Annotated in this window: 13 protein-coding genes; 6 read left to right on the forward strand and 7 right to left on the reverse strand. The window is 63.2% G+C overall.

Translation table 11 applies throughout. The features are described 5' to 3' along the window. On the reverse strand, positions 1–471 hold the full coding sequence (gene tsaE / locus DNK59_RS14535; protein WP_092320570.1) for a tRNA (adenosine(37)-N6)-threonylcarbamoyltransferase complex ATPase subunit type 1 TsaE: 471 nt from the start codon (positions 469–471) through the stop codon (positions 1–3). Then, positions 459–1,319, reverse strand: a complete 861-nt coding sequence (locus DNK59_RS14540) for an NAD(P)H-hydrate dehydratase (protein ID WP_110723622.1) — start codon at positions 1,317–1,319, stop codon at positions 459–461. The genes tsaE and DNK59_RS14540 overlap by 13 nt, the downstream gene beginning before the upstream one ends. Positions 1,320–1,382: 63 nt before the next feature. Here DNK59_RS14540 and queG point away from each other — a divergent pair, with 63 nt between their 5' ends. Further along, positions 1,383–2,462, forward strand: coding sequence for a tRNA epoxyqueuosine(34) reductase QueG (queG, locus tag DNK59_RS14545; protein WP_110723623.1), 1,080 nt, complete (start codon positions 1,383–1,385; stop codon positions 2,460–2,462). Here the strand turns inward: queG and DNK59_RS14550 are convergent. Next, positions 2,444–3,058 (reverse strand): trimeric intracellular cation channel family protein, encoded by a 615-nt coding sequence (locus DNK59_RS14550; protein ID WP_177431252.1) that lies wholly within the window; start codon positions 3,056–3,058, stop codon positions 2,444–2,446. The two genes, queG and DNK59_RS14550, sit on opposite strands and share 19 nt — an antisense overlap. Positions 3,059–3,175: 117 nt before the next feature. After that, positions 3,176–3,718, reverse strand: coding sequence for an oligoribonuclease (gene orn / locus DNK59_RS14555; protein ID WP_092319071.1), 543 nt, complete (start codon positions 3,716–3,718; stop codon positions 3,176–3,178). Positions 3,719–3,826: 108 nt separating this feature from the next. Here orn and rsgA point away from each other — a divergent pair, with 108 nt between their 5' ends. Continuing rightward, a complete protein-coding gene (rsgA, locus tag DNK59_RS14560) occupies positions 3,827–4,858 on the forward strand; it encodes a small ribosomal subunit biogenesis GTPase RsgA (protein ID WP_016965247.1) in 1,032 nt (343 codons plus the stop codon). A 52-nt stretch (positions 4,859–4,910) separates the two neighbouring features. Here the strand turns inward: rsgA and motB are convergent, their stop codons facing one another. Together motB and motA are read right to left on the reverse strand one after the other, a co-directional pair. Further along, positions 4,911–6,008: a flagellar motor protein MotB gene (gene motB / locus DNK59_RS14565; RefSeq protein ID WP_110723624.1), complete on the reverse strand. Its 1,098-nt coding sequence runs from the start codon at positions 6,006–6,008 to the stop codon at positions 4,911–4,913. A 3-nt stretch (positions 6,009–6,011) separates the two neighbouring features. Then, positions 6,012–6,863 carry a flagellar motor stator protein MotA gene (gene motA, locus DNK59_RS14570; RefSeq protein ID WP_092319067.1) on the reverse strand — a complete coding sequence of 284 codons (852 nt, stop codon included), beginning with the start codon at positions 6,861–6,863 and terminating at the stop codon, positions 6,012–6,014. Positions 6,864–7,029: 166 nt separating this feature from the next. Here motA and DNK59_RS14575 point away from each other — a divergent pair, with 166 nt between their 5' ends. From DNK59_RS14575 to asd, 3 genes are read left to right on the forward strand one after another with little or no spacing between them, the layout of a single operon-like run. Further along, a complete protein-coding gene (locus DNK59_RS14575; protein WP_110723625.1) occupies positions 7,030–8,568 on the forward strand; it encodes an HDOD domain-containing protein in 1,539 nt (512 codons plus the stop codon). Positions 8,569–8,611: 43 nt separating this feature from the next. Then, entirely contained in the window at positions 8,612–9,427 is an 816-nt protein-coding gene (locus tag DNK59_RS14580) for a rhodanese-like domain-containing protein (protein ID WP_110723626.1), read from the forward strand. A gap of 18 nt (positions 9,428–9,445) precedes the next feature. Next, positions 9,446–10,306: an archaetidylserine decarboxylase gene (gene asd, locus DNK59_RS14585; RefSeq protein WP_092319061.1), complete on the forward strand. Its 861-nt coding sequence runs from the start codon at positions 9,446–9,448 to the stop codon at positions 10,304–10,306. 71 nt (positions 10,307–10,377) lie between these two features. Here asd and serB read toward each other — a convergent pair whose 3' ends face one another. Beyond that, positions 10,378–11,592 carry a phosphoserine phosphatase SerB gene (gene serB / locus DNK59_RS14590; protein WP_016964907.1) on the reverse strand — a complete coding sequence of 405 codons (1,215 nt, stop codon included), beginning with the start codon at positions 11,590–11,592 and terminating at the stop codon, positions 10,378–10,380. 133 nt (positions 11,593–11,725) lie between these two features. Here serB and DNK59_RS14595 point away from each other — a divergent pair, with 133 nt between their 5' ends. Further along, positions 11,726–13,252, forward strand: a complete 1,527-nt coding sequence (locus DNK59_RS14595) for an AhpA/YtjB family protein (RefSeq protein WP_092319057.1) — start codon at positions 11,726–11,728, stop codon at positions 13,250–13,252. Positions 13,253–13,312: the final 60 nt, after the last annotated feature.

Here is a 13,312-nt window from a genome sequence, read left to right on the forward strand (position 1 = left end):
TTATTTGAATTCCAACGCCAAAGCGGCACACCAGGACTCGCCTCGCGAGCCTTGAGACAACAGATGCACAGAACGCCCATTGTTATGCGGGGTAATGGTAATGGTCAGGTCAGGCTTTGGCAAAAAGCCTGCACCCTTCTGGGGCCACTCCAAGAGGCACAGCGCATCGCCTTCGAAGTAGTCGCGGATACCCAGAAACTCCAGCTCCTCCGGGTCCACCAAACGATACAGATCGAAGTGAAAGGCCCTCACCGCGCCTATCTCGTAGGGCTCCACCAGGGTGAAGGTCGGGCTCTTCACCGCCCCTGCATGCCCCAGCCCGCGGATGATCCCTCGGGACAAGGTGGTTTTACCCGCCCCCAGGTCGCCCTCGAGAAAAATCACCCCCACTCCCTGGGTGACGTGAGCAATGCGTGCACCAAATTCCACCATGGCCTGCTCGTCGGCCAGATAAAGGGTTAACTCAGACACGGTGATTGCTCCTCCAACAACTGACGAATGGCTGGAATAAGATCACTGGCCGCCAGCCCGCGGCCCAATTTGCCTTGTCGCTCACCGGCGCAGGCATGCAGCCAGACACCCAGGCAAGCCGCATCGAACGCCGGCAACCCCTGCGCCAGCAACGCACCAATCAGCCCCGCGAGCACATCCCCCAGCCCCGCAGTCGCCATTGCCGGGTGCCCGGCATCACAGCGCGCCAGTTGCCCATCGGGACTGGCGATCAGGCTGCCGGCGCCCTTGAGCACCGCAACCGCCGCATATTTTGCACTCAAGGCCCGGGCCGCCGCCGGCCGATCGGCCTGAACCGCCGCGCAGGTCAGGCCCAGCAGACGGGCCGCCTCCCCAGGATGGGGCGTGATCACACTGCCAGTGGGCAGGTGCAGCTTGCCCTGCGCCAACAGGTTCAGCGCATCGGCATCCCAGACTTGCGGCAAGGGTGCATTGGCCGCTGCGGATAACAGACTGCGTCCCCACGCCCCCTGCCCCAAGCCCGGGCCAATCACCAACACCGACGCCTTGGCCAGCAGCCCCATCAGTTGGTTGGCCGAGTCAGTGCCTTGGGTCATGACTTCCGGCAGCCGCGCCAGTGCAGCCGCCACGTGTTCGCTGCGAGTCGCCAGGGAAACCATTCCCGCGCCACTGCGCAAAGCACTTTCCGCGCTCAACAACGCGGCGCCGGCCAAGCCGCGATCACCGCCGATCAGCAACAGATGACCGAACTGCCCCTTATGGGCATCCACAGGCCGGCCCTTCAAGCACGGCAAATGACCGCCAGTCAGCAACTGAACCTCAGGAAATGGGTGTTTTGTCTGCGGCATGCGTCTCAGGGCTCCGATGTCTGGCAGAATTATACGCACCTCAGCCCCGGTTTCTCTCGCCTCATGCCCGCTATTACCCAGGATCTTCCCGCTCTCGCCCAATCGATCAAGGACTGGGGCCGCGAACTGGGCTTTCAGCAAGTCGGCATCAGCGGCCTGGACCTGGCTGAGCATGAGCAGCACCTGGAGCGCTGGCTCGCCGCCGGCTACCACGGCGAGATGGACTACATGGGCGCCCATGGCAGCAAGCGCTCCCACCCCGAACAACTGGTGCCCGGCACCCTGCGCGTGGTTTCGCTGCGCATGGACTACCTGCCCGGCGACACCCAGATGGCCCAGCGCCTGGCCCAGCCTTCCAAGGCCTACGTCTCGCGCTACGCCCTGGGCCGCGACTACCACAAGCTGATTCGCAAGCGCGTGCAGCAGTTGGCCGAGCGCATCCAGCAAGCCATAGGTCCATTCGGCTATCGCGCCTTCGTCGACAGCGCGCCGGTCCTGGAAAAAGCCATCGCCGAACAGGCCGGGCTCGGCTGGATCGGCAAGAACACCCTGGTGCTCAATCGCAAGGCCGGCAGCTACTTCTTCCTCAGCGAACTGTTCGTCGACCTGCCGCTACCGGTGGACGAGCCCCACGCCAGCGAACACTGCGGGCGTTGCACCGCCTGCCTGGACATCTGCCCGACCAACGCCTTCGTCGGCCCCTACGTGCTGGACGCGCGCCGCTGCATTTCCTACCTGACCATCGAACTGAAAAACGCCATTCCCGAAGAGCTGCGCCCACTGATCGGCAACCGGGTCTTCGGCTGTGACGATTGCCAGATCGTCTGTCCCTGGAACCGCTTCGCCCGGACCTCGGCAGAGGGCGACTTCAAGCCCCGGCATAACCTGGACAACGCCGAACTGGCGGAGCTGTTCATGTGGGACGAGGACAAGTTCCTCAGCAGCACCGAGGGCTCGCCCCTGCGCCGCGCCGGTTACGAGCGCTGGCTACGCAACCTGGCCGTGGGCCTGGGCAACGCGCCGTCGAGCATTCCCGTGCTGGAAGCCCTCAAGGCCCGCCAGGACTACCCCTCGGAGCTGGTGCGTGAACACGTGCAATGGGCCCTGGCGCAGCACGCCAACCGTCAGTGTTCGTCGTTGTAGACGAACTTGGGCATCTCCCAGTGAAAGCGGATCGCCAGCAGACGCAATAGAAAGCCGCCGAACAGGGTGATCAGGATCGACTGCTCGCTGGGCAACTGCAGATAGATGCACAGCATGTAGCACCAGGCCGCGGCGAAAGACACGCTGGCATACAACTCACGGCGGAAAATCAGCGGAATGTCATTGCAGAAGATATCCCGGAGGATGCCGCCAAAGACCCCGGTGATCACCCCACTGACCGCGGCTACCAGCATGCCGTGGCCCATTTCCAGGGCGGTCATGCAGCCGATCAGGGTAAAGGCCACCAGGCCCACGGCGTCGAGCACCAGGAACAGCGAACGCAGGTGACGCATCAAGGGCGCGATAAAGATCGTCACCAAGGCCGCCACCGAGGTCAGCACCAGGTACTCCGGGTGCTTGACCCAGGTCAGCGGGTAATGGCCGAGCAAGACGTCGCGCACCGAACCACCACCCAGCGCGGTGACACAAGCGATCAGCACTACGCCGAACCAGTCCATGCCACGGCGGCCGGCAGACAGGGCACCGGTCATGGCTTCGGCGGTAATGGCGATCAGATAAAGCATCAACAGCATGATGGCGGTCCTTACAAGAAGGCGCGCAGTCTACTCAGTTGAAGCGAGCACCAAAAGAGGGCGTGGGCGGGCGTCGCATGGCATCGCGCGCCCGTTTGCCGGCAAGCCGACTCCTGCCGCTCAGAACTTGATGAAGTGCTTGCGGTAGTGCTGAAGCTCGGCGATGGACTCGCGGATGTCGTCCAGGGCCAGGTGGGTGCTGCCTTTCTTGAAGCTGTCGCGCACGTCCGGAGCCCAGCGCGCGGCCAGCTCTTTCAGGGTCGAGACATCCAGGTTGCGGTAGTGGAAATAGCTTTCCAGGGTTTTCATGTGGCGATACAGAAAGCGTCGATCCTGGCAGATGCTGTTGCCACAGATCGGCGACTTGCCCTTGGGCACCCACTGTTCGAGAAAGGCGATGGTCTGGGCCTCGGCTTCGGCCATGCTGATGCGGCTTTCGCGCACGCGTTGGGTCAGGCCGGAACCACCGTGCTGGCGAGTGTTCCATTCATCCATGCCGGCGAGAATCTCGTCGCTCTGGTGAATGGCAATGACTGGCCCTTCAGCCAAGGTGTTGAGGTTGCTGTCGGTGACAATGGTCGCCATTTCGATGATGACGTCGGTGTCGGGGTTCAGACCGGTCATTTCCAGATCGATCCAAATCAGGTTCTGCGGGTTTTGCATGGGAGGGCTCCTCGGCGTAGTTGCGCAGTTTAGCCTAGAGGACCCGCCCGGCGTGCTAAACTCGCCGCCGCTTTACCCAACCGCCGTAATTATCGACACGGAACACCAATGGCCAAACGCCAGCTCAATCGTCGCCAAAACTGGCGCATCGAAAAGATTCAGGGTGAGCGCGCTGCCCGCGCCGCCAAACGCGAGTCCTCTGCCGTTGAGGCGCTCGAAGGTGGCGACCTGGGCCCGGAACAGACCGGCCTGGTCATCGCCCACTTCGGCGTGCAGGTCGAGGTCGAGGCGCGCGAAGGCGAGCTGGCCGGCCAGGTGTTCCGCTGCTATCTGCGGGCCAACCTGCCGGCACTGGTAACCGGTGACCAGGTGGTCTGGCGCGCCGGCAATCAAGGGATCGGCGTGATCGTCGCGCAACTGCCGCGCAGCACCGAGCTGTGCCGCCCGGACAGCCGCGGCCAGCTCAAACCGGTAGCCGCCAACGTCGACATGATCGTGATCGTGTTCGCGCCCATGCCCGAACCCCACGCCAACCTCATCGATCGCTACCTGGTGGCCGCCGAGCACGCCGGCATCCGCCCGTTGCTGCTCCTGAACAAGGCCGACCTGATCGACGAGCAGAACGCCCCGGCACTCAATGCCTTGCTGGCGGTCTATCGCCAGTTGGGCTACCCGCTGCTGGAAGTTTCGGCGCACCACGGCGACGGCATGGAGCAACTGCAGGCCTTGCTGGACGGCCGCATCAGTGTGTTCGTGGGCCAGTCGGGGGTGGGCAAGTCCTCCCTGGTCAACAGCCTGCTGCCGGAAGTCGAAACCCGGGTCGGGCCGCTGTCGGAGTTTTCCGGACAGGGCACCCATACCACCACCACCGCGCGCCTGTTCCACTTCCCCGGCGGCGGCGAACTGATCGACTCCCCCGGTATCCGCGAATTTGGCCTGGGGCATGTCAGCCGCGCCGACGTCGAGGCCGGCTTCATCGAGTTCAATGACCTGCTGGGCACCTGCCGCTTCCGCGATTGCAAGCATGATCGCGAACCGGGCTGCGCCTTGCTCAAAGCCCTGGAAGACGGGCGCATCCAGCAACAACGGATGAACAGCTACCGCTCGATTCTCGCCAGCCTGCCCGACAGCAGCTACTGAACCCTCTGCTCCAGACACGAAAAGGCCGCGAAGATCGCGGCCTTTTCGTTACTTACCTGGCGCTTCCCGATGAAGCCGGGGGTGCCGCTGGCTGAGGCGCTGGCGCCGCCGGCTTGCCAGTGGGGGCCTGACCCGCAGCCCCCTGCTCATCCATCTTCAGCACTCCGTCCTCAAAGATATTCAGACGCTGGCGCACCTCGTGAGCCGGCAGCGGTTCGCTGCCCGGCGGCAAGGCGTGGGGGTCGGCCGGTACTTCTCCGGGAGCCCCGCTGCCTTGAGTCGGCGCCGGCGCCTGGGGATCGACCTGTTCACCCTCGATGGCACGCTGGGCCTTCTTGGTCAGTACCACAATGTCGATCCGCCGGTTGACCGGATTGAGCGGGTTCTTGCGATCGAACAGCGCCGAAGAGGCAAAACCCACCACCCGAGCCACTTGCGGATCAGGATAACCACCGGCCACCAATGCCCGACGCGCAGCGTTGGCACGGTTGGCGGACAGTTCCCAGTTGCCGAACTCGCCACTGCCGGCATAAGGCGTGGCATCGGTGTGACCGCTGATGCTGATCTTGTTCGGCACCGCCTTGATGGTGTCGGCCATGGCCAGCAGGATGTCCTCGAAATACGGCTTCAGGCGCGCGCTGCCGGAGTCGAACATCGGCCGGTTCTCGGCGTCCATGATCTGGATCCGCAAGCCGTCCGGAGTGATCTCGAAAAGAATCTGGTCCTTGAACTTCTGCAACTGGGGATTCTCTTCGACCTTGTTCTGCAGCTCTTGCAGCAACAGTTCGAGACGCTCGCGCTCCACCTGCTCGGCCATGCCTTCCACTTGCTCGGCATCCACCGTGACCTTGTCCGGCTGCGGCTGGGACTTGACCTCGGGGTTGAGGGTGTTTTCCGGCGCCAGCTGCGGAGAGCCGCCCAGGTCGATGATGTAAGGCGTGCCGCTTTCCGAGAAGCCGATCGGGTCCTTGAAGTAACCGGCGATGGCGATCTTCTGTTCCGGGGTCGCGGTGGACAGCAGCCACAACACCAGGAAGAACGCCATCATCGCCGTGGCGAAGTCGGCGAAGGCGATTTTCCAAGCGCCCCCGTGATGCCCGCCAGCAAAGCGCTTGACGCGCTTGATGATAATCGGCTGATTATTTTCCATGACTTAGCGACCGCGAACCGCTTGTTCCAGCTCGGCGAAGCTAGGACGATGGGCCGGATACAGGACCTTGCGCCCGAATTCCACCGCCAGCGAAGGCGGAACGCCGGAAGCGGAAGCTACCAGGGACGCCTTGATGGCTTCGTAGACATTGAGTTCTTCCTTGGCGTCGTGGGACAGCGAAGTCGCCAGAGGGCCGAAGAAACCATAGGCCGCCAGAATACCGAAGAAGGTACCCACCAGCGCCGCACCTACGTGCAGGCCGATGGACTTCTGGTCGCCATCGCCCAGGGACGCCATGGTCACCACGATACCCAGTACCGCCGCGACGATACCGAAGCCCGGCATGGCATCGGCGATCCCGGTCACCGCGTGGGATGGATGCTCGAGGTCTTCCTTGAGACTGAACAGCTCCATGTCGAACAAGCCTTCAAGCTCGTGGGGTGCCATGTTGCCGGAGGACATGATACGCAGGTAGTCACAGATGAACGCCGTCATGCGTTCATCCTTCAGCACTGCCGGATACTTGGCGAAGATCGGACTGGCCGCGGCATCTTCGATATCACCCTCGATCGCCATCATGCCTTCGCGACGACTCTTGTTGAGGATCTCGTAGATCAGTCCCAGCACTTCCAGATAGAAAGTGTGAGTAAAACGCGAGCTGAACATGCCCAGGGATTTTTTCACGACGTGCATCGTCATGTAGCCCGGGTTGGCCTGCAGGAATGCACCGAAGGCGGCGCCACCGATGATCATGACCTCGAAGGGCTGGATCAGAGCAGCGATTTTGCCGTGAGAGAGCACGTATCCGCCGAGCACGCTCGCGAATACGACGATGATGCCGATAATTTTAGCCATAGGTAGGAGAGTACTTATTGAGTCGGGTTCAAGGTCATATTCGGAAGTTCTTAAAACTCTTCTTCTACTTATCGGCAAAACTGCGCCAGACTATAGCCAGTTAAGGCGAAAAGCCAGTTTGGCCCGCTCTGGGCGTGTTCAAAGCAGACGATGATTGCGCCCAACCATGTCTAATGAAACCAGCGTCCCACATTCCCCGCCCACCTCTCTCGACGCCTGGGTAAAGCTGCTCAATGGCGTGCGCCTGCCGGTGCCGCAAGCCAGCCATGATCGCGTGTGCAAAGCCATCGCCAACAACCGCAGTTCACTGCGGGATATCGCCGACCTGATGCAGAACAGCCCGGCGCTGGCCTTGAGCGTGATCCGCGAAGCCAACCGGCATTCCCATGGCAGCATGAGCGAAGCGGCGGAAAACCTGGAGGTCGCGGTCAACCGCCTGGGACTCAAGCGCACCGAAGAACTGCTGGAACAACTGCCGACCCTGCCCGAGGAAAAGATCCCCAAGGAGCTGCGGCAACTGCAACTGATCAGCCAGCACGCCACTCAGCAAGCCAACGGCTTTTTTGCTGGGCGCCTGGCGCGGCTGTGGCAGGACATTCACTGGGGTAGCCTGCTGTTCCTGTCGCCGCTGTGGGCCATGGCGCTGGTCTATCCCAAGCTCATGGAAGAGTGGGAGCTGCGGGTCATCTATAAGCATGAATCGGCACGCAAGGTGGAAGTGCAGCTGTTCGGCGTGCGCCTGATGGAACTGTGCCAGGCGCTGGTGCAGGTCTGGCACTTGCCGATCTGGGTGCAGCAGGGTTACCGCCTGCTGACCCGGGAGCGACGTCAACTGGCCAAGGCCATGCTGATCGCCCGAGACAACGAGCATCCCCTGCGCCAGCAGCAACGCCTGGACGCCGATCCGGACCTGCAGCGCTGGCTGAACCAGCCGGCCAACTGCGTATTGCTGGCCAACGGCCTGGCCCTGGCGGCACAACACTCCTGGAACAACCCCCACGGCCGACGCTGGCAGAACCTCACCGGGCTCTACCTGCAGATGCCGATCGCCCAGGTCCAGCAACAGCTGCACCAGCAGGCCGCGACCAGCGCCCGCCATGACAGCCAGCCCGACCTTTGGCATCCAGCCCAGGCACTGCTCTGGCCATGGGACGCGCGCCGCCTGCATAGCGGTGAACAGCCGGCGCCGGCACCCACCGCCGAAGAACTGGCCAAGTGGCGCAAGGCCTGCAGCGAACTGCTGCTCGAACAAAGTCCCTTTACCAATGCCGTGCATCTCACCAGCTTTGCCAGAGACGCGCTGGTGGCATGCGGCATGCGTCGGGTACTGCTGCTGATGGTCGACCGCAGCCTGAGTCATCTGCGAGTACAACAGTTATACGGCCTGCCCAAGGAGGCTGTGGGGCTGACTCTGCAAACCAAACAGAGTTCGCTGCTGCAGCGCTTGCTGGAAAAATCCGCCCAGGTGCGCCTGACACCGGCCAACAATGCACAGTACTCCTCCCACCTGCCGGGACAATTGCGCCAGCTGTTCCGTGGCGACCACCTGCTGCTGCGTTCGCTGTCCTGCAATGGTCGGGTACTGATGTTGGTGATCGCCGACCAGGGTGGCGTGCCGTTCTCGGAAATCAGTGTCCAGGCATTCGGCAAGACCGCGCAGTGCATCGAAAAAGCCTTGCACAGCTTTACCAACCGCAGCCAATGACGCTTGCGCTACAATCCCATCCTTTGTGCCCTGGGGACCTCAAATGTCTGACTTCTCTGGCTTGCCGCTGGTCATCGAGCCGAGCGACTTGCTCGCCCGCCTCGACGCCCGCCAACTGATCCTGGTCGACCTGACCAGCGCCGCCCGCTATGCCACCGGGCATATCCCCGGGGCGCGCTTCGTCGACCCCAAGCGCACTCAGCTCGGCCAGCCCCCCGCCCCCGGACTGCTACCGCCGCAGCACGCCCTTGAAGCGCTGTTCGGCGAGCTCGGGCACAACCCGGACGCGGTCTACGTGGTCTATGACGACGAAGGCGGCGGCTGGGCCGGGCGCTTCATCTGGCTTCTGGACGTGATCGGCCACGGCCGCTACCACTACCTGGATGGCGGCCTGCCGGCCTGGCTGGCGGAAAGCCTGCCCGTGAGCACCGAAGTGCCACCTGCGGCAGGCGCTCTGGTGCCGCTGACCCTGCATGACGAACCCACCGCCACCCGCGAATACCTGCAAAGCCGCCTTGGCGCCGCCGACCTGGCAATCTGGGACGCTCGTGGCCCGCTGGAGTACTCCGGCGAGAAGGTCCTGGCTGCCAAGGGCGGACACATCCCCGGCGCGGTGAACTTCGAGTGGACCGCCGGCATGGATCAGGCACGCCACCTGCGCATCCGCCGCGACATGCCGCAGATCCTCATGGACCTGGGCATCAGCAAAGACAAAGAAATCATCACCCACTGCCAGACCCACCACCGCTCCGGCTTCACCTACCTGGTGGCCAAGGCGCTGGGCTACCCACGGGTCAAGGGCTACGCCGGCTCCTGGGGCGAATGGGGCAATCATCCCGATACGCCCGTAGAGATTTAAGGTTTTTAAGGACACCCAATGAAAAAGCGCTTGTTCATCCTCAGCCAGTACCTGCTGCCTCACCACCTGCTGTCGCGCCTGGCCGGCTGCATTGCCGAGTGCCGCGTGCGCTGGTTCAAGAATGCCTTCACCCGCTGGTTCGCCAAGCAGTATCAAGTGAACATGTCCGAGGCCCAGGTCGAGGACGTGACCGCCTACGAACACTTCAACGCCTTCTTCACCCGCGCCCTGAAAGACGGCGCACGACCGCTGGACCCGACGCCGGGCGCAGTGCTCAGCCCTGCCGACGGCGCTGTCAGCCAATTGGGCCCGATCGAACATGGCCGGGTATTCCAGGCCAAGGGCCACAGCTACAGCGTGCTGGAACTGCTGGGGGGCGATCCGGCCCTGGCCCAGCCGTTCATGGGCGGCGACTTTGCCACTATCTACCTGTCGCCCAAGGACTATCACCGGGTGCACATGCCGCTGGCCGGCACCCTGCGAGAAATGGTCTATGTTCCGGGCCGGATCTTCTCGGTGAACCAGACCACTGCCGAGAACGTGCCTGAACTGTTCGCCCGCAACGAGCGCGTAGTGTGCATTTTCGACACCGAACGCGGGCCGATGGCGCTGGTACTGGTGGGTGCCATGATCGTGGCTTCGATCGAAACCGTCTGGGCCGGCCTGGTAACGCCACCCAAGCGCGAACTCAAGACCGTGCGCTATGACGAAGCTGCCCGGGCGCCGATCCACCTGGAAAAAGGCGCCGAAATGGGGCGCTTCAAGCTGGGCTCCACGGCCATCGTGCTGTTTGGCCCGGACCAGGTGCAGTGGGCAGAAGAACTGGCCGCCGGTTCGCCAGTGCGGATGGGCCAGGGCCTGGGCCTGCCCAAGGCCTGAGGCGAAGATACCGGAAAGAAAAACGCCGCTGATCAGCGGCGTTTTTTATGCACGGGGCTTTTCCACACCGCTCAGAGCTGACCGTCGCGATCGCGGAAGCCCAGCAGATACAGCACCCCATCCAGGCCCAAGGTGGAGATCGCCTGCTTGGCCGACTGCTTGACCAGCGGCTTGGCACGGAATGCCACGCCAAGGCCGGCAATGCCCAGCATCGGCAGGTCGTTGGCGCCATCACCGACAGCGATGGTCTGCTCCAGGCGCAGGCCTTCCTTGTGCGCCAGCTCGCGCAGCAGATCAGCCTTGCGCTGAGCGTCGACAATCGGCTCCACCGCCACGCCGGTCACCTTGCCGTCCACCACTTCCAGCTCGTTGGCGAACACGTAGTCGATGCCCAGCTTGGCCTGCAACTGCTTGGCGAAGTAGGTGAAGCCGCCGGAAAGAATGGCGGTCTTGTAGCCCAGACGCTTGAGTTCGGCAAACAGGGTTTCGGCGCCTTCGGTCAGGCGCAATGAGGCACCGATGGAATCCAGCACGCTGACATCCAGCCCCTTGAGCAAGGCCAGGCGTTCCTTGAAGCTGGCACGAAAATCCAGCTCGCCGGCCATGGCCCGCTCAGTGATTTCCGCCACCCGATCACCTACGCCTGCCGCCTTGGCCAACTCGTCGATCACCTCGGCCTCGATCAACGTCGAGTCCATGTCGAACACCGCCAAACGGCGGTTGCGGCGAAACAGCGAGTCTTCCTGGAAGGCGATGTCGACGTTCAGCTCCTGAGCCACGCTGAGGAACTCGGCCCGCAGCGCTTGCGGGTCGGCGGCTTCGCCACGCACCGAGAACTCGATGCAGCCCTTGCCCTGATCGGCCGGCATATCCAGGGGCATGCGCCCGGACAGGCGATCGATGTGGTCGATGTTCAGGCCGTACTTGGCAGTGATCGAACTCACCCGCTGCAACTGCTCGGCGGTGACCTTGCGGGTCAGCAGGGTGACGATATGGCGTTGCTTGCCCTGGCCGTCGACCCACTGCTGGTAATCGTCTTCGGACACCGGCGTGAAACGCACCTGCTGGTCGAGCTTGTAGGCGGTGAACAGAATGTCCTTGAGCACCGACGAACTCTGTTCGTTGCTCGGAATTTCAACCAGGATGCCGAACGACAAGGTGTCGTGGATCACCGCCTGACCGATGTCGAGAATGTTCACACCGCCCTGGGCCAGAACGCCGGTAATGGCCGCAGTCAGACCGGGACGATCTTCGCCGGTGATGTTGATCAGGACAATTTCGCGCAAGGCGCACCCCCGAGGTGGAAAAAAAGCGCATTCTACCCACTTTCGGTGACCATCGGGCACAGCCAGCGCTTTGCCGGTCTAGGGCCTGTCGCTATACTGCGCGTCAAATTCACGGACAAAAGAGCCGAGCTCAGTGAACCGGCCCACGCCAGTCAAAACCGACAACTTCTTCCTGCTGATCTTCCGTGCACTGCGCCATCGTCGCGTGCCGATTGCATTGCGCATCGCCAGCCATAACGTGATCCTGGTCGCCCTGGCCCTGGTGATCTATGCCGGCGTGATGGGCCTGCAGTTCAAGCAAGCCATGCACGAACAGGCCGATGCCCTGGGTCAGAGCCTGACCACCCAGACCGCCACCTCGGCCACCGAGCTGCTGGTGTCCAACGACATCCTCAGCCTCAACGTCCTGCTCAACAACCTGACCAAGAACCCGCTGGTGGCCCACGCGGCGATCTACAGCGTCGACAACCGCATCCTCGCCGAGGCCGGACAGCGCCCCAAGAGCAGCCTGCTGGGCGAAACCGAGGGCGTGTACCAGACCAAGATCACCTTTCAGGACGTGACCGCCGGCAACCTGCGGATCAGCCTGGACATGGCGCAGTTCCAGCAGCCAATGACCATCAGCCTGCAGAGCATGGGCATCCTTAGCGCCATCCTGCTGGCCCTGGCGCTGGCCCTGAGCCTGCGCCTGGGTCGCCATATCTCCACCCCGTTGCTGCAACTGCGTGTCTGGCTGCGGGACTTGGATGAACACACACCGGCCACTCAGCGCCAGGACGAGATCGGCGATCTGGCGCGCCAACTGCACGCCCGCCTGGTGCCGGAAAAGCCCGAGCCAGAGCCTCAACCTGAGCTGGAAGACGAGGCCGACGAGGCCCCCGAGCCCGGGTTCGAAGTGCGCAACCTGCGCGATCCGAGCTTTGATCAAAGCGCGCCCGTAGCCGGCCTGAAGCCTGCTCCACGGCACTTGGTCAGCGCCGAGGAGGACGAACTGGACGAGGAAGATCCGTTCGCCGAGCTGCGCGATCACTCGTCGACACCCGCGCCCAAACCGGCGCTGCAACCACAAACGCCCGCCCAGCCTCAGCACAGCGCGGTACTCGCGGTGCAACTGGGAGCCCAGGAACAACTGCGACGCCTGCCACGGGCACGCCTGATGGAATTGCTGGAGCGCTATCGTGACTGCCTGGATCAGGCCGCCTCGCTCTACCAGAGCGAACTGCACACCCTGAATGACGGCAGCACGCTGATGCTGTTCCACAGCGAAGACAGCGGCGACGACTACCTGACCAACGCCATCTGCTGCGGCGAACTGCTGCGCGCCCTGGGCCATGCCCTGCAGATCGAGGTGGCGGACAGCGGCATCACCCTGCAATTGCAACTAGGCCTGACGCTGGGTGAAGACCTGTTTGGCCTGAGCCAGATCGACCTGCTGCTGACCGAAAGCGCCCAGGATGCCTTGGCACTGTCCCAGCACAGCCGCAACCTGCTGCTGGTGGAACGCCAGGTCAATGACGACGCCTTGATCCGTCAGCGCGCACGCATCCGTCCTATCGCCAGCCCGGAAGGCGCCTGCTGCGTTGAACGCCTGATGGAGCCCTACCCCTCGATGCTGGAGCGGCAACTGGCGCGCATGCATGAGACGCGGGCCAGGCTGTAAGGCAGCCCCCGCACAAAAAAGCCCGCCAAGTGCGGGCTTTTTTGTGTCTGGCGGGTGGGC

This window comes from Pseudomonas sp. TKO26 (genome assembly GCF_003225665.1).
Classification (GTDB): Bacteria; Pseudomonadota; Gammaproteobacteria; order Pseudomonadales; family Pseudomonadaceae; genus Aquipseudomonas; species Aquipseudomonas saponiphila.